14 protein-coding genes are annotated in these 16,421 nt (G+C 38.5%); 8 read left to right on the forward strand and 6 right to left on the reverse strand.

Translation table 11 applies throughout. The features are described 5' to 3' along the window. The first annotated feature begins 76 nt into the window (after positions 1–76). From ACFIMK_RS06940 to ACFIMK_RS06960, 5 genes are all read left to right on the forward strand, one after another. Complete coding sequence (locus tag ACFIMK_RS06940; RefSeq protein WP_375610161.1) at positions 77–1,567, forward strand: replicative DNA helicase; 1,491 nt, start codon at positions 77–79, stop codon at positions 1,565–1,567. Positions 1,568–1,573: 6 nt separating this feature from the next. Beyond that, positions 1,574–2,950 (forward strand): DNA repair protein RadA, encoded by a 1,377-nt coding sequence (gene radA / locus ACFIMK_RS06945; protein ID WP_375612937.1) that lies wholly within the window; start codon positions 1,574–1,576, stop codon positions 2,948–2,950. 142 nt (positions 2,951–3,092) lie between these two features. Next, entirely contained in the window at positions 3,093–3,668 is a 576-nt protein-coding gene (locus ACFIMK_RS06950; RefSeq protein WP_375629260.1) for a CvpA family protein, read from the forward strand. A gap of 82 nt (positions 3,669–3,750) precedes the next feature. Beyond that, positions 3,751–5,244 carry an amidophosphoribosyltransferase gene (gene purF / locus ACFIMK_RS06955; RefSeq protein ID WP_375638093.1) on the forward strand — a complete coding sequence of 498 codons (1,494 nt, stop codon included), beginning with the start codon at positions 3,751–3,753 and terminating at the stop codon, positions 5,242–5,244. A 2-nt stretch (positions 5,245–5,246) separates the two neighbouring features. Continuing rightward, the gene (locus ACFIMK_RS06960) at positions 5,247–5,996 is read left to right on the forward strand and encodes an SDR family NAD(P)-dependent oxidoreductase (RefSeq protein ID WP_375613045.1); all 750 of its coding nucleotides are present in this window, start codon (positions 5,247–5,249) and stop codon (positions 5,994–5,996) included. A gap of 70 nt (positions 5,997–6,066) precedes the next feature. Here ACFIMK_RS06960 and pssA read toward each other — a convergent pair whose 3' ends face one another. The 5 genes from pssA to cysS form a co-directional block, all read right to left on the reverse strand. After that, a complete protein-coding gene (gene pssA, locus ACFIMK_RS06965) occupies positions 6,067–6,906 on the reverse strand; it encodes a CDP-diacylglycerol--serine O-phosphatidyltransferase (RefSeq protein ID WP_375611225.1) in 840 nt (279 codons plus the stop codon). An 8-nt stretch (positions 6,907–6,914) separates the two neighbouring features. Further along, on the reverse strand, positions 6,915–7,613 hold the full coding sequence (locus ACFIMK_RS06970) for a phosphatidylserine decarboxylase (RefSeq protein WP_375612939.1): 699 nt from the start codon (positions 7,611–7,613) through the stop codon (positions 6,915–6,917). Positions 7,614–7,730: 117 nt separating this feature from the next. Next, complete coding sequence (locus tag ACFIMK_RS06975) at positions 7,731–9,614, reverse strand: ABCB family ABC transporter ATP-binding protein/permease (RefSeq protein WP_375620728.1); 1,884 nt, start codon at positions 9,612–9,614, stop codon at positions 7,731–7,733. 115 nt (positions 9,615–9,729) lie between these two features. Continuing rightward, a complete protein-coding gene (locus ACFIMK_RS06980; protein WP_375611298.1) occupies positions 9,730–10,401 on the reverse strand; it encodes a DUF421 domain-containing protein in 672 nt (223 codons plus the stop codon). A gap of 50 nt (positions 10,402–10,451) precedes the next feature. Next, positions 10,452–11,960, reverse strand: a complete 1,509-nt coding sequence (gene cysS, locus ACFIMK_RS06985) for a cysteine--tRNA ligase (RefSeq protein ID WP_375611222.1) — start codon at positions 11,958–11,960, stop codon at positions 10,452–10,454. Positions 11,961–12,457: 497 nt separating this feature from the next. Between cysS and ACFIMK_RS06990 the strand changes: the two genes are divergently transcribed. Next, positions 12,458–12,826, forward strand: coding sequence for a TIGR02301 family protein (locus ACFIMK_RS06990; RefSeq protein ID WP_375612942.1), 369 nt, complete (start codon positions 12,458–12,460; stop codon positions 12,824–12,826). Between the two features lie 417 nt (positions 12,827–13,243). Here the strand turns inward: ACFIMK_RS06990 and ACFIMK_RS06995 are convergent, their stop codons facing one another. Beyond that, on the reverse strand, positions 13,244–14,572 hold the full coding sequence (locus ACFIMK_RS06995; protein ID WP_375612943.1) for a dihydroorotase: 1,329 nt from the start codon (positions 14,570–14,572) through the stop codon (positions 13,244–13,246). A gap of 64 nt (positions 14,573–14,636) precedes the next feature. Between ACFIMK_RS06995 and ACFIMK_RS07000 the strand changes: the two genes are divergently transcribed. Beyond that, positions 14,637–15,509: a YgfZ/GcvT domain-containing protein gene (locus ACFIMK_RS07000; protein WP_375629274.1), complete on the forward strand. Its 873-nt coding sequence runs from the start codon at positions 14,637–14,639 to the stop codon at positions 15,507–15,509. Next, positions 15,502–16,119: a YfbR-like 5'-deoxynucleotidase gene (locus ACFIMK_RS07005; RefSeq protein ID WP_375610152.1), complete on the forward strand. Its 618-nt coding sequence runs from the start codon at positions 15,502–15,504 to the stop codon at positions 16,117–16,119. Before ACFIMK_RS07000 ends, ACFIMK_RS07005 begins: the two co-directional genes overlap by 8 nt. Positions 16,120–16,421 lie beyond the last annotated feature (302 nt).

Below are 16,421 nucleotides of genomic sequence, written 5' to 3' on the forward strand. Positions count from 1 at the left end.
CTCTATTCTTTTAATTATACGATTTTCAATTTATCGCCTAAAGTAGCTAGACTTAGAATTTTAGTGGAAAAATATTATGGAAGAAACTAACGTTGTTAATGTCAGCTCTTCAAAGAAAGAGGATTCTCCTTCTTTTCGGCAACTTCCGCATAATATTGAAGCTGAACAGGCATTGCTTGGTGCCATCTTTATCAACAATGATTCTCTTGACCGCGTTTCAGATTTTCTAAAACCAGAACATTTTTTTGAACCATTGCATCAAAAAATTTATCATGTTTTATCTCACCTTATTAAAATAGGAAAACGTGTAGATCCAGTTACAATCAAGCCCTATATCCAAATGGAAGAAAAAATTGGAGATATTACTGTATACCAATATGTTGTTCGCTTAGCCACAGAGGCAGTCACTATTATTAACGCTGAAGATTATGGACGCGTCATTTACGATCTCTTTATCCGACGGTCTTTGATTAACCTTGGAACTCAAGTTGTCAATACAGCCTTTGATGCTCCTGTAGAACTCACACCTACCCAACAAATTGAAACTGTTGAAAATCAGTTATTTGAGCTAGCAGAAAAAGGGAAATATGGAGGTGGATTTGAAAATTTTAATGAGGCTATTAAAAAAGCTATCGATATGGCAAGTGCTGCGAAAAAGCGCTCTTCACAATTATCAGGGATAGCCACCCATATTAAAACACTTGATGAAAAAATGGGAGGATTACAAGCATCTGACTTAATTATCCTTGCGGGCCGCCCTGGTATGGGTAAAACCTCACTGGCTACCAATATTGCCTTTAATATTGCTAATGCTTATAATCGTAATGCCAATATCCAAGAAAATGAAGGCGGCATTGTGGGATTCTTCTCACTTGAGATGTCATCCGAACAGCTTGCAACCCGTATTATTTCTGAACAAACAGAAGTCTCTTCTTCTGATATTCGGCGTGGCAATATTTCAGATGAACAATTTTCAAAAATTATTCGTGCGGTGAACCAACTACAAAAGGCACCACTTTATATTGATCAAACTGGGGGAATATCAATTACGCAATTAGCTGCTCGTGCGCGGCGTCTCAAGCGGCAACATGGTTTAGATATCTTGTTTATTGACTATATCCAACTCATGACAAGCAGTTCAAAGCGTTCATCAGAAAATCGTGTTCAAGAGATCACAGAAATTACCACAGGATTAAAAGCATTAGCAAAAGAATTGAATATTCCTATTATCGCTCTCTCTCAACTTTCTCGTCAAGTAGAAAATAGAACAGATAAACGTCCACAGCTCTCAGATTTACGTGAATCTGGTTCAATTGAGCAAGATGCCGATATCGTTCTGTTTGTCTATCGCGAAGAATACTATCTCAAAAATGAAGAACCAAAACTAGGTAGCTTGGAACATACGAAATGGCAAGAAATAATGGATAAAGCTTTTGGAAAAGCTGACGTTATTATTGCAAAACAGCGCCATGGGCCGACAGGAATCGTGCCCCTTGCCTTTCAATCTGATTTCACACGCTTTAGTGATCTGGCCGATAGCAATTACCTTCCAGAGCAAATTGGTTAAATCGACATGGCGCGTAATCGTATTCAATTTATCTGTCAAAATTGCGGAACCATCCATTCCCGTTGGGCAGGAAAATGTAGCGCTTGTGGGGAATGGAATTCCCTTATCGAAGAAACTATAAATAGCGGCATAGGAAGTGGTCCTAAGCAGAATGCTCGTAAAGGACGCATTGTCACACTCACATCTCTTTCTGGAAATATCGAAGATGCTCCACGTATTCATTCTGGTATTGCTGAACTTGATCGTGTTACCGGTGGGGGCTTTGTCCGTGGATCAGCACTCCTTGTTGGAGGTGATCCGGGTATTGGTAAATCAACATTGCTGACACAAACAGCCGCTGCTTTATCACGTAAAGGATATAATGTCATCTATGTTTCAGGTGAAGAGGCTATTGCGCAAATTTGTCTGCGCGCACAAAGGCTTGAAGCTAACAATACAGAAGTGAAACTTGCTGCTGAAACCAATGTTGAAGATATTCTGGCAACCTTAAGCGAACATAAAAACCTTGATATGGTGATTATCGATTCGATTCAAACCCTATGGTCAGATACAGCAGATTCAGCACCTGGCACTGTCACACAAGTACGTATCGGTGCTCAGGCAATGATCCGCTTTGCCAAGAAAACAGGAGCCGCCGTTGTTCTTGTTGGGCATGTTACAAAAGATGGACAAATTGCTGGTCCTCGAGTCGTTGAACATATGGTTGATGGCGTTCTCTATTTTGAGGGTGAAGGAGGACATCATTATCGCATTCTTAGAACTGTAAAAAATCGCTTCGGACCAACAGATGAAATTGGTGTCTTTGAAATGTCTGATAAAGGATTACGCGAAGTGATAAATCCATCTGAATTATTTTTAGGGGAACGTAATGAAAAAGCACCAGGCGCTGCTGTTTTTGCAGGAATGGAAGGGACACGCCCGATACTCGTAGAAATTCAAGCGCTTGTTGCTCCTTCTTCCCTTGGGACACCAAGACGTGCGGTTGTCGGATGGGATGGAAATCGCCTTTCTATGATTCTTGCCGTTTTAGAAGCTCATTGTGGCATTCGTTTTGGACAGCATGATGTCTATCTGAACGTGGCAGGTGGATATCGCATATCAGAACCTGCTGCTGATTTAGCTGTAGCCGCTGCTTTGGTATCTTCTCTTGCCAATATCGCATTGCCAACGGATTATGTATATTTTGGTGAAGTCAGTCTTTCAGGAGCTACCCGCGCTGTTGCACATTCAGCACAGCGCATCAATGAAGCAAAAAAACTCGGTTTTCAAGGAGCCTTTCACCCCACAACAACAACCGAAATGATGAAGTCGCTCAACTTTCAACAAAAAACTTTCTCCGACCTTCCCGAACTCGTTGCTACTCTTACCGTAAGTAAAAAATGATCTGCACCACAGATATGATAATATAGAAAAAACTCTATAAAATACAAAAGATCCTTGCTATAAGAACAAAAAATGGCATAACAAAAAATATATTTGCACACAGACTTAAAAGAACACAACTTTATGTATAAGGAACAAACAAATGATCATAACAATCCTTGATGGAATTGTCGTAGTAATCATCCTGTTGTCCGCTTTTCTTGCTATGCTTCGAGGATTTTCACGTGAAGTGTTATCGTTGATTTCTTGGGCAGTTGCAGCTGTTACGACACTGTTTTTATTCAAACCTGTCTTACCTTTCTTTGAACAATATCTCTCTAATAAAATGATTGCATTGATCACAACATTGGTCACAATTTTTATTATTGTTCTCATTATTACTTCAATTATTACAATGAAGATCTCTGATTTTATTATTGATAGTCGAATTGGTATCCTTGACCGTGCTATTGGTTTTATTTTTGGAGCACTTCGTGGTTTACTTATCATGGTCATCGGTATGTTACTGCTTAATGCACTGATTAAACCCGAGCTTCAAGCGAATTGGTTAAAAAATGCAAAAACAAGGCCTATTTTAGATTCATTGGGACAAAAAGTCTGGGAAATACTCCCCAAAGATATTGGATCTGTTCTCGAAAAGACGGAAAATTTGTTTAAAGACAGCAATAAACATACGTATGAGCAACACTCTCATGAAAAGATAATTTTCAAAAAATAGAGAATAGTTTTTCATGAGGAAAGAGAACTAAATGATGTAAAATGTGATATTAATGATTCCTCCATATCACAACTGAAAGAATATGATGATAAAAAGCGATGTTTTCTGTCAAGAATTTTCATTAGATGATGATACCCTTCATGAAGAATGTGGAGTTTTTGGTATTCTTGGGCATGAAGATGCCGCAACATTAACAGCTCTTGGACTCCACGCACTTCAGCATCGTGGGCAAGAAGCAGCTGGGATTGTTTCTTACCATAATAAAATATTTCATCAAGAAAAGCATTTAGGTCTTGTTGGCGATCACTATACAAACCCTGCAACACTTGCCCGCTTACCAGGAAATCGTGCTATTGGACATACCCGTTATTCAACAACTGGAGAAGTGGCATTACGCAATGTTCAACCCCTTTTTGCTGAATTGAAAGTTGGAGGTATTGCTATTGCGCATAATGGTAATCTTACCAATGGTCTCACATTACGCCGTGAACTCATCGCTTCTGGTGCTATCTGTCAATCAACGTCAGATTCAGAAGTTTTTCTCCATCTTATCGCCCGCTCACGTTATGAATCGTCCTCTGATCGTTTTGTTGATGCGATTCGGCAAGTAGAAGGTGGGTATGCTATGTTAGCGCTCACACGTACAAAGCTTATTGCGGCACGCGATCCAACAGGAATTAGACCTCTCGTGATGGGGGAACTTGATGGTAAGCCTATCTTTTGTTCTGAAACTTGTGCTCTTGATATTATTGGAGCAAAATATGTCCGTGATGTTAAAAATGGAGAAATCATCATATGTGAAATACAAAAAAATGGGGAAATTACGAAAAAAATTATAAAACCAGAAAATGAGACACCAGAAAAGCTTTGTTTATTTGAATATGTTTATTTTGCCCGCCCGGACTCAATCGTTGGAGGGCGTAGTGTTTATACAACACGTAAAAATATGGGAATCCGTTTAGCACAGGAAGCCCCTTGTGAGGGTGATGTTGTGGTTCCTGTTCCTGATGGAGGAACGCCTGCTGCAATTGGCTATGCACAAGAAATTGGAATTCCCTTCGAGCTTGGTATTATTCGTAATCACTATGTTGGCCGCACTTTTATCGAACCAACACAACAAATTCGCGCTTTTGGCGTCAAGTTAAAACATTCGGCAAACCGTCCTGTGATTGAAGGAAAACGTGTTATTCTGGTTGATGACTCTATTGTGCGTGGAACAACATCCCTTAAAATTGTACGAATGCTTCGCGATGCAGGAGCAAAAGAAGTTCATATGCGCATTTCTAGCCCTATGATTTTTTATCCTGACTTTTATGGTATTGATACACCTAAAGCTGAAAACCTTTTAGCAAATCAATATCCAGATTTAAAATCTATGTGTGATTTTATTGGAGCGGATTCATTAGAATTTCTTTCAACTGATGGATTATATCTTGCTGTAGCAGGGGAAAAACGGAATAACGCCGATCCACAATTTACTGACCATTATTTTACTGGATATTATCCTACGCATCTGGTTGATCAAGAAAATCTCTCCAAAATTCATCAATCATCTGTTCTTAAAACAAGAGATTAATGATGACAAAACGTGACTTTAGTCTCCATGGGCGTGTTGCACTTGTTACTGGCGCATCAAGAGGGATTGGCTATTATTTGGCACTCGAGCTTGCTGCACGCGGTGCTCATATTATTGCTCTTGCACGAACAGTCAGTGGACTTACTGAATTAGATAATCAAATCCGAGAAAAAGGAGCTCATGCAACCCTTGTTCCCCTTGACTTGCATCATATGGAAAACATCGATACCCTTGCTATCTCAATTGCCAAACGCTGGAAAAAACTTGATATTATCGTTGCAAACGCAGGAATTCTTGGAACACTCTCACCAATAGCGCATATAGAAAACACGGTATTTGAAGATGTTTTTCAAATAAATCTTTTCAGCCAATGGCGCTTAATGAAAGCCGTTGAGCCTTTATTACGTGAATCTGATGCTGGACGAGCCATCCTGTTATCCTCAAGCGTTGCGCATGCTGCGCGCCCTTTCTGGGGAGCTTATGCAGCCTCTAAAGCGGCTTTAGAGGTGATTGCCCGCTGTTGGGCAGAAGAACTCAAACAAACCCCTATTAAGATTAATTGTGTCAACCCTGGTGCCACACGCACTGCCATGCGCGCTGAAGCTATGCCCGGTGAAGATCCACAAACTCTTCCTTTACCACAAGAGGTTGCAAAAAAGATAGTCCATTTGTTATCACCTGATTTAAAGGAAACTGGAAAACTCTTTAATGTCCATAAAAATCGGTTTGTAGATTATCATGTACCTGATTGATCATCATATGAGAAGTAAATCGTTTGACTCTCTCTTTTTCCTGTGCTTTTCGACAGAAGAATGAAGCACTTTATAATTCTTGGATAGCTTTAGCATCAGCCTTTTTCTCTTCTAAAGTAGCACGTTTATTATAAGCGATAAAACTACAAGGGAGAAAAATCATATAGCTAACAGCTGTAATCAATAAAGTTTCCCATGTGTAAGTCGCAAGAAAACCGACATAAATAACAATGACCAACATGCAAGGTATAACGATATCGCGCCTTAAATTTTGATCAATTGTTTTTGCATTCCATACCGGTAAACGACTAATCAAAAGAAAAGCAATAATTACAGTATAAAGACTAAAAAATAATGCCCACCCCCAATTGGGGACCAAACCAAGAGTGCCTAAATAGGTAGGCAATAAAAGTAATAATGCTCCTGCTGGTGCTGGAACACCAACAAAATAACTTCTCTGCCACTTAGGTATATTGGGGTTATCTAACATCACATTAAAACGTGCTAATCGCAAACAACAAGCAACACAATAAACAAGGGCAGCAACCCACCCAATATGATTCGCTTGATTCAAGATAAAAGAATAAACAATGAGTGCAGGGGTAACACCAAAATTTATAACATCAGCAAGAGAATCCATCTGTGCCCCAAAAGATGAACTACCATCTATTAAACGGGCAATGCGACCATCAGCACCATCTAAAACTGCGGCCAAAAGCACCATTAAAATAGCAGCTTCATAGCGATGTTCAAAAGCCAAACGAATGCTGCTCATCCCTGCACAAATTGCTAAAATAGTAATGATATTGGGAATGACATACCGCATTGATGTAGGTGAACGCCGCCGATTTGCAACATCATCATGCTGCCCCTCAGGATTGAATGAAGAAAATGGCGAAAAATTTTTCATTGTGAGTCCTAATCGTATCTGAAGTCCGTTGTGGCACTCTTATCATCAAAAGAACCCAAAACTGTTTCTCCAGCAATTGCTGTCTGTCCAACTGCAACACGCAATTTCATTTCAGTTGGTATATAAACATCAAGGCGAGAACCAAAACGAATCAATCCAAATCGCTCACCAGTCATAACGGCATCGTTTTCTTTTGACCAGCAAACAATCCGGCGCGCAACCATTCCCGCTATTTGTACGACACCAATTTTACCATGTTTGCTATCAATTACCACCCCATTACGCTCATTAAACTGACTAGCTTTATCAAAGTCAGCATTGGTAAATCGACCTGGATGATAAACGATAGACTCTACTGTACCACTGATAGGAATACGATTAATATGGCATGAAAAAACATCCATAAAAATGGAAATACGGATCATTTCATCTTTCCCTAATCCTAATTCTTCAGGTGGAACACATGATTCCACAAATGAAATACGCCCATCTGCAGGCGACATAACCCAATTTGAATTCAAAGGGATCACACGATCTGGATCACGGAAAAAGTATACACACCACACCGTGAGAACGAGACCAAACCAAAACAACGGACTCCATATCCAACCAAGAATGAGCGAAATAACAAAAAACGCTACAATAAAAGGATAACCTTCTTTATGAACCGTTACAAAGCTATTATGGAAAGATTGCAGAATACTCATATAATTTCCTATTCATCGTAAACTTAAACAAGCAACAAAGCTTTTTGTTCCTCTTGTGTCTTTTTATGTATTTAATCAATCACTCCATATAAAGATATAGATTACATTTTGCTCTATTTATTTTTTACGATTAACAACACTCGTCTCATCTTCTTCACGCATTTTACGTAATTTTTCTTCTGCTTGCGATGCTTCAAGCTGCTTATTCCACATTGAAGCATAGAGACCTTTCTTGCGTAAAAGCTCTGTATGCGTCCCATTTTCAATAATACGACCACTTTTAAGAACTAAAATTTCATCCGCATTGATAACAGTAGAAAGACGGTGCGCAATAATCAATGTTGTACGTCCACGGCTTACAATATCCAATGCTTGTTGAATTTCCTGTTCCGTCGCCGTATCAAGAGCCGCCGTTGCTTCATCTAGAATAAGAAGTGGAGGAGCTTTTAAAAGTGTCCGTGCAATAGCCACGCGTTGTTTTTCACCACCTGATAATTTGAGACCTCGCTCTCCTACCATAGACTGAAAACCTTCCGGTAAAATTTCAATAAATTTTGATATTTGTGCCATTTCAGCAGCTTTGCGCATCTCTTCATCTGTAGCACTTGGACGCCCATAGCAAATATTATAGGCAATTGTATCATTAAATAACACCGTATCTTGTGGGACCATGCCAATCGCTTCACGCAAACTCTTTTGTGTTACGTCACGAATATCCTGCCCATCAATTGTGATAGAGCCTGCATCAACATCATAAAACCGAAAAAGCAACCGAGAAATAGTAGATTTACCGGCACCCGATGGACCGACAATAGCGACTGTTTTTCCTCCAGGAACTTCAAAATCAATATCTCTGAGAATCTGACGTCTCGAATCATAGGAAAACTTTACCTGATGAAAACAAATGGTCCCATCGCTTATCTCTAACGGTTTAGCATCCGATTTATCAACGATCTCTTTCTGAACATCTAAAAGATCAAACATTGCTTCAATATCCGTTAAACCTTGTCGAATATCACGATACATTGAACCAATAAAATTTAGTGGAATGGAAAGTTGCATTAAAAGCGCATTAATAAAAACAAAATCTCCTAAAGTTTGTGTCTTATAAAAAACTTCATAAGCTGACATCAGCATCATGATCGTCATTCCAATACCAAAGATAAGAGTCTGACCAAAATTAAGCCAGCTTAAAGATGTCCAAATCTTTGTTGCGGCTTTTTCATAACCTACCATAGAAGCATCAAATCGATCGGCTTCTAGAGTTTCATTACCAAAATATTTGACCGTTTCAAAATTCAAAAGAGAATCAACAGCGCGAGTATTCGCCTCAGTATCCGCTGTATTCATTTTTTGTCGAATGCGAATACGCCAATCACTCGCCTTAATGGTAAACAAAATATATAATCCAACCGTTACAACAACAATGAGAAGATAATGCCACCCATAACTTATATAAAATACCAGTGCCGTTAATATAAATTCTAAAACTGTTGGTACTGTACTAAGAATTGAAAATCTTACGATCGCTTCGATTCCTTTTGTTCCACGCTCAATCACACGAGAAAGCCCACCTGTTCGGCGTTCCAAATGAAATCGCAAAGATAACTCATGCATATGTACAAAGGTTTTATAAGCTAATTGACGAACAGCGTATTGACCAACAGTGGCAAACAGGGAATCGCGTAATTGATTTAATCCAGCCTGCATAATACGCGCGACATTGTATGCCAAAACAAGCATGATGGGAATAATCCAACTGGATGGGAACCATTCAGGTAGCTGAAAGCTTGAATCAAGCACATTCGTAGAATATTTAAATAAATACGGTACAGATATGAGAACGAGCTTAGCCAAAACAAGATAAAATATTGCCCATAGCACACGCATTTTTAGATCACGCCGCCCTACCGGCCACATATAGGGCCATAAATTGTAAAGTGTGTGCAGAGTCTTCCCTGTATCTGATGATACAGTTTTTGTCATTTCATTGCGTTTCATAAAGTCCTTACTTCTCTATCATCCGCACAAACAGGCAAAATACCCTCTGTGGTTATTTATAGATTCATCTCTTCATTATGGCTTCCAATAAGCTATACCTACCCGTTTTTTGAAGTTAGACTGTTTTTGAAAAAGGAACAAGAAATAATCCACTATACAATTTATTATTTTGATCTGTATTTTCATACCACTCTGCTGCAAATAAATTTTCAACTTTTACATGTTTTTTTTTCAATTCTGCCTGAAGCCATTTTTTTGTTTTACCAATCTCTTTCAGCCCCTTATCAAGAATTTCACCATTTTGTATTAAAATGATAGACTTCTTTCCTTCTTCCTTTTTAATAACGGAACAATCGCCATTGGTTTCTAAACGAACGAAAGCAGCTTCATGTAAACTACAGCCTTTAATGCGCAACATTGTAATCAGATCATTCACACTGATACCTAATTTTTTAATCTTATCCACTTGAAATACTCCATCTAAAACCAATGCAATATGTCGTCCTGCAATAAGACGACGAAAAAAAACTGAATAGCGCATCAGAAAATTAAGAGATGTGACTAAAGTCTGCCAAATAAATAAGACAATCAACAATTGAATACTGCTAACATCCGGACTATAAATAACGCCTCCAATAATACTTCCCATGACAAAATTACTTACCAAATCAACTGGCGTCATTTGACTAAGACTACCACGACCTGTGGTTCTTAAAATCAAGAGGAAAGCGATAAGTCCTACAACTAGTTTTAGTGCAACATACCCATAATGATATAAAAATTCCATCATATTCTCCTTTTTTATGGAGCTGCTGGAATAGAGACATTAGTGTCGCTTTAGTGTCGCTTTATTTCCCACACAGTTATGCGCTCACCACTCTGCGGATCCTTACTGTCTTTTAAAAGAACCCCCTTGGCTGCAAGCTCATCACGAATTGTATCCGCAGCTTCCCACTCTTTATTATGGATAAGTCTTAGTCTTTCGGCAATGCGCTGATCAATAAATTTTGTATCAAGGAAAGTTTTTCTCGTAAATAATGGGCAATCTATTTCTTTAATCCATTCTTGTCTTAACAGTCCTAATAAATTCATCCCATTCAGAAGAGCCAAAGCATTTCCTTCTTTATAAAATTTTCGCAAAAGAGTCAGTGCTTTTGGAGTATTAAGATCATCACTAAGTGCATCTATCAAAGTATCATCAATTGCTTCATTGTTTTTCATCTCACTCTTTTTGCTGCGAAGCCATTCATACCAACGATACAGTTCGCTGCTCGATTGTATTAAACGCTGTGCTGTCCAATTTAATGGTTCACGATAATGCGTTTGCAACATCGAAAAACGCGCAGACAAACCAGCCCAATTTTGCTTCATTTCATCGGTTAAAATACCATTAAACTCCCCCAAATTATTCTCTAAAACAGAACGAATAGTTATGAAATTGCCAAAGCTTTTCGACATCTTTTTGCCTTCAACTTGTAAAAAACCATTATGCATCCAAAAATTAGCCATTCGCTCCGTCCCAAAAGCTGAACAACTTTGTGCAATCTCATTTTCATGATGAGGAAAAATTAAATCAATTCCACCACCATGGATATCAAAAACATTGGCGGTCGGATCATCACAGGTTAAACCACCGCCATAGGGCGCTAATAACTTTGCCATTGACATTGCAGAACATTCAATATGCCAACCTGGACGACCTAAAACAGGAATTCCGCCCGGTGATTTCCAACCTGGTTCTCCTTCCACAGAAGGCTTCCACAAAACAAAATCCATCTCTTCCCTTTTATAAGCAGCAACATCGATACGCGCCCCCGCCCTCATTTCATCTAAAGAACGATTTGCAAATGCCCCATAATGGGGAGGATTTTTTATGCTACTTACAGAAAATAATATATGATTTTCCGCTTCATAAGCGTGCCCCTTTTCAAGCAACCTTTCAATTAAAGAGCGCATCTCCTCTAAATGCTCAGTGGCGCGTGGCTGACTGGTTGGCAACAGACAACCAAGTGCTATGGTATCTTGCTGAAACTGAGAATATGTACGTTCTGTTAAGTGACGAATAGCCTCATTCAATGATACGTTTGGATATTCGCTAGCTGCTCGTGCATTAATTTTATCATCGACATCTGTAATATTACGTGCATATAGAACATGCTCATTGCCATAAACATGACGCAATAAGCGAAATAAAATATCAAAAACAATAACAGGACGTGCATTTCCTATATGCGCATAATCATAAATTGTCGGTCCACAAACATAAAGGCGTACTCTTGTCGCATCTATTGGTGTAAATTTTTCTTTTTTACGTGTTAGCGTATTATAAAATCGCAACTCTTTCATTTATTGACTCCATGGACGATATTATGCACCGATCCTTTTAGATGTATCTTATCTCAAATCATTGTATTACGCGGTTTAAGCTAAAAACTTGTATCTTATAGTAAATTCTTCTTACCATTTTCCCATTGTATTTACGGCTGTATCCATCGTTTATCATAAAAACAATCTATTTTATTTGATTGGACAAAAGCGTTCTATCATTAGAGATGCTTTCTCTCCTTAAAGAAAATGAGCTTAGAAAAAAATCTATAGGCAATACAATATAAATCTATGTGAAAAATAGATAGTTTGCAGAAAGAAAATCTTAAATTTTTAACCACACAAAGCTTCGTCAGTATTTTCAATATTCCACAATGGGTTCCTTACTGCCTCTTACGCCCTATATTTTATAATCAATAATTGAGAATAATGTAGCAATTAACTTTATTTTTACACCGTTCTCATGACAAAATTATTTTATCTTTACAGAGTTTTATTCAAAGAAAGCAATAAAAATAATGCGGTATAGATTGATGAACATCATTATTTTAATATTTCTTGTCATTTCAATGCCAACCTTTGCACAACAATCTCCACCTTATGAAAAAAAATTACTCCGACTAGCAGAAATTTTGGGATCATTGCATTCTCTCCAAAATCTTTGCGAGCCTCCAACAAACCAATGGTATGACTATATGAATGCACTGATTGAAGCAGAACGCCCCATTCCACAAAGACGTGCTTATTTTTATGAAGCGTTTAATGAAGCGTATCGTGCTTTCTCAGAAAATTATCATCATTGTACACAAGCAGCCATTGAAGCCAACCAAAGATACATTGAGGAAGGAAGAATTTTATCTGAAAACCTCCTCATGCATTATAAATAATTAATCTATACAAAAAGTAGCTCTCTCAATCTTAGCGATATCAATGATACTCCTTTCACAAATGCGGGGAGCAATAAACCAGCTCTGAAAATAGAGAGACGTTTAAAGAATAATGTCTTGATACGCTTTTATTCATATGCGCCTTTTTCCCCATACAAAACTGTTCTTTGGCTTCCTCCCCACACTTTAACGGACAAAGATTTTTAACTAAATTTGCTCTGTAAATAATCTAGGTTCTTGTTGAACAAGGTTTCTCTTGGCTTCTAGCACATGTAATTTGCTGCATAGTTTCTACAAACAAGCCTAAGAATATTCACCACTCATTAAAAAAACACTTATGTACCAAAGAGGCTGACATACCCTATATCACCACTCTAAAGGATGGTATTTTACGGCATACTTATAATTTTAATCTGTTTACACCAAAGTTTCCATAAATTTAACAGGCTCTCCTTGTGAAGGTGTGACAATTTCACCTTCCCACATAACGCGCATACCACGGATAATAGTCCCAACAGGCCAACCTTTAACTTTTTGACCATCATAAGGTGTCCAACCGGCGCGAGAACCAATTAAGCTATTCGTAATAATTTCCTCTCGCTTAAGATCAACAATGGTTAAATCAGCATCAAACCCAACAGCAATGCGCCCTTTACAACTTATACCAAAAATACGACTAGGGCCATGTGAAGTGAGATCAACAAAACGTTCAAGAGATATTTTTCCTGCATTCACATGTGTCAACATAATTGCTGCTGTTGTTTGCACGCCTGTCATACCTGAAGGTGAAGAGGGATAAGGTTGAAGTTTTTCTTCAAGAGTATGAGGCGCATGATCTGAACCTAAGACATCAATAATTCCTTGTTGAACACCGTACCAAAGAGCGTCACGGTGGCGCGGCTCACGAATAGGCGGATTCATCTGAATTAATGTACCAAACTTCTTATAATCATCAGCCGTGAGCGTCAAATGATGTTGTGTCACTTCAATTGTTGCAACATCCTTATGTTTTTTTAGAAAATCAATTTCTTCTTCTGTCGAAAGATGTAACACATGAATCCGAGCCTTCGTCTCATGAGCAATTTTTACCAAACGCTGCGTACATTTTAATGCCGCAACTTCATCACGCCAAATCGGATGTGACGATGCATCCCCTTCAATACGCAATATTTTACGCTCTTTGAGCCTCGCCTCATCTTCAGAATGAAAAGCCGCACGACGGCGTGTATTCTTCAAAATAAGGCGTACACTTTCATCATCATCAACCAAAAGATCACCGGTAGAGGACCCCATAAAGACTTTAATTCCAGCCGCACCAGGAAGTCTTTCTAATTCAGATAGTTCATGAGCATTTTCACGCGTTCCTCCAACCCAAAATGCAAAATCACAATGCATTCGATGAAATGCGCGTTGAACCTTATCGCTTAATGTTTCTTCTGATGTTGTCAATGGATTGGTATTAGGCATTTCAAAAACTGCCGTAACACCCCCTAACACAGCAGAATACGAGCCACTTTCCAAATCCTCCTTATATTCATTTCCTGGCTCACGAAAATGCACTTGGCTATCAATAATTCCTGGTAAAATATGAAGCCCCGTACAATCAATGACCTCACTAGCCGATGCACATGTAAGGTCGCCTATTTCAGCAATACGACCATTTGTAATACCAATATCACGCTTGCTTCTTCCATCATGATTCACAAGTGTTGCACCTTTAAAAATTGTATCAAATGTTTTAAACATAACCACGCTCCTTACATATTGCTCACTTATCGATTATGTAACTTTGAGCAGAAAGGCAAGAACCATGATTGAAAAACAAAATGCCATTTGCTTAAAAAACCGCGGACTTATTCAAATTACAGGCGAAGAAGCAACAGATTTTCTACAATCCCTGATCACGACAGATGTAAAAAAAATCAGTCCACAGGAACTTTTCCCTGGAGCCCTTTTATCCCCACAAGGAAAGGTTCTTGCTGATTTTCTTATCGGAAAAAAAGAAGATGGTTACCTGATTGATATCAGGATGCCTTTAGCTGATACGCTCCATAAGCGTCTGTTGCTCTATAAGCTGCGCAAAAAAGTAGAAATTACACAACCATTCCAAGAGCTTGTTACAGTTTCTTTGAATAATGAATCAGATGCTTTAAATTTTGATTCAAGTTTTGTTGATAAACGCTTCCCACAAAAAGAAAAAATAATACGAATCTATGGCAAAAAACCTTTTTTAACTTCAGAATATCATGACACATGGAATCAATTGCGTATCCGTTATGCAATTGCGGAAAGTGATCAAGACTATGAAATTGGCAAAGTCTTTCCTCATGATATTAATTACGATCAAATCAATGGACTTGCATTCAATAAAGGATGTTATATTGGACAAGAAATTGTTTCACGAATGCACCACCGCCGTGCAGCACGTCGCCGTATTTTTATTGTAAAAGGCCAGTGTAAATTAACCCCTCAATCTAGCATTGAAGCAGGAACAAAAGTGCTTGGCTACTTGGGAACATGTGTAGAAAATGAGGCTCTTGCTTTAATGCGTATTGACCACGTCAAAGATGCTATGGATCATAACATCCCCTTTACTGTAAAAAACATTCCTGTCACTATAAGCATTGCTGAAAATATGAATTTTACCTTTCCTGAAAATACTATAGAAAACACTCATGGCTAAAGCTGAATTATTAAAAAATGGAGAAGCCCGCGCTTGGCAAAGAATGCTCTCTGGAAGGCGACTTGATCTTCTCAACCCTTCTCCTTTTGATGTTGAAATTGAAGATATTGCCCATGGACTTGCTCGCGTAGCACGTTGGAACGGTCAAACACGAGGAGAGCATGCCTATTCTGTTGCACAACATTCACTTTTGGTTGAACAAATATTTCAAAAACTTTTTCCACAATCGGGAAGCAACGAATGTCTTTATGCCCTTCTTCATGATGCTCCAGAATATGTCATCGGCGATATGATTTCCCCTTTTAAAGCTGTTATAGGAAAACAATATGAACGCGTTGAAAAGCGCATCCAAGATGCTATCCACATGCGCTTTTCTCTTCCCGTTGATCTTTCTCAAAAACTTTTAAAAAAAATTAAACAAGCCGACCGTATCGCTGCCTATTATGAAGCGATTACGCTTGCTGGATTTAATACAGAAGAAGCCCTTCACTATTTTGGCTCTCCCAATAATATTTTACCCGATGATCTGAATTTATCCCCCTATTCTACCCAACACATTGAAAACGCATTTTTAACGCGCTTTAATGACTTGGATGTCCAAAGATTATAGCCCCTTCGCATTGTTGATTCCTTGTCATTACAGAATCATCACACTGACTTATAATAATAATTCATTGTTTTTTCATTTTGAATGAGAGCTCCTAATATCGTAAGCTTCACTCATTTCAAATCTGTTTATATTGAATCAATCAAAATCATTCTCTTGCACACCACAAGCGGGTCTGGCGTGTGGGTAAAATTTTTTAAAGAAAGAGTTAAAATGCTTCTTATGAACCATCTCAAGTGCTAAGCGCTGTCGCAGCATTGAAAATTGGCAAAGTGTGTGATGATGCCGGCTTGCTCTCTTATGAA

The sequence above is a fragment of the Bartonella sp. AP280QHHD genome (genome assembly GCF_042196125.1).
Classification (GTDB): domain Bacteria; phylum Pseudomonadota; class Alphaproteobacteria; order Rhizobiales; family Rhizobiaceae; genus Bartonella.

Excerpts from the sequence above, each read along its gene's own strand:
- pssA (WP_375611225.1), bottom strand. The coding sequence starts at position 6,906 with ATGAAAAATTTTTCGCCATTTTCTTCATTCAATCCTGAGGGGCAGCAT.
- ACFIMK_RS06990 (WP_375612942.1), top strand. The coding sequence starts at position 12,458 with ATGCGGTATAGATTGATGAACATCATTATTTTAATATTTCTTGTCATT.
- purF (WP_375638093.1), top strand. The coding sequence starts at position 3,751 with ATGATGATAAAAAGCGATGTTTTCTGTCAAGAATTTTCATTAGATGAT.
- ACFIMK_RS07005 (WP_375610152.1), top strand. The coding sequence starts at position 15,502 with ATGGCTAAAGCTGAATTATTAAAAAATGGAGAAGCCCGCGCTTGGCAA.
- ACFIMK_RS06980 (WP_375611298.1), bottom strand. The coding sequence starts at position 10,401 with ATGGAATTTTTATATCATTATGGGTATGTTGCACTAAAACTAGTTGTA.
- ACFIMK_RS06975 (WP_375620728.1), bottom strand. The coding sequence starts at position 9,614 with ATGAAACGCAATGAAATGACAAAAACTGTATCATCAGATACAGGGAAG.
- ACFIMK_RS06995 (WP_375612943.1), bottom strand. The coding sequence starts at position 14,572 with ATGTTTAAAACATTTGATACAATTTTTAAAGGTGCAACACTTGTGAAT.
- ACFIMK_RS07000 (WP_375629274.1), top strand. The coding sequence starts at position 14,637 with ATGATTGAAAAACAAAATGCCATTTGCTTAAAAAACCGCGGACTTATT.
- ACFIMK_RS06970 (WP_375612939.1), bottom strand. The coding sequence starts at position 7,613 with ATGAGTATTCTGCAATCTTTCCATAATAGCTTTGTAACGGTTCATAAA.
- ACFIMK_RS06960 (WP_375613045.1), top strand. The coding sequence starts at position 5,247 with ATGACAAAACGTGACTTTAGTCTCCATGGGCGTGTTGCACTTGTTACT.
- cysS (WP_375611222.1), bottom strand. The coding sequence starts at position 11,960 with ATGAAAGAGTTGCGATTTTATAATACGCTAACACGTAAAAAAGAAAAA.
- ACFIMK_RS06940 (WP_375610161.1), top strand. The coding sequence starts at position 77 with ATGGAAGAAACTAACGTTGTTAATGTCAGCTCTTCAAAGAAAGAGGAT.
- ACFIMK_RS06950 (WP_375629260.1), top strand. The coding sequence starts at position 3,093 with ATGATCATAACAATCCTTGATGGAATTGTCGTAGTAATCATCCTGTTG.
- radA (WP_375612937.1), top strand. The coding sequence starts at position 1,574 with ATGGCGCGTAATCGTATTCAATTTATCTGTCAAAATTGCGGAACCATC.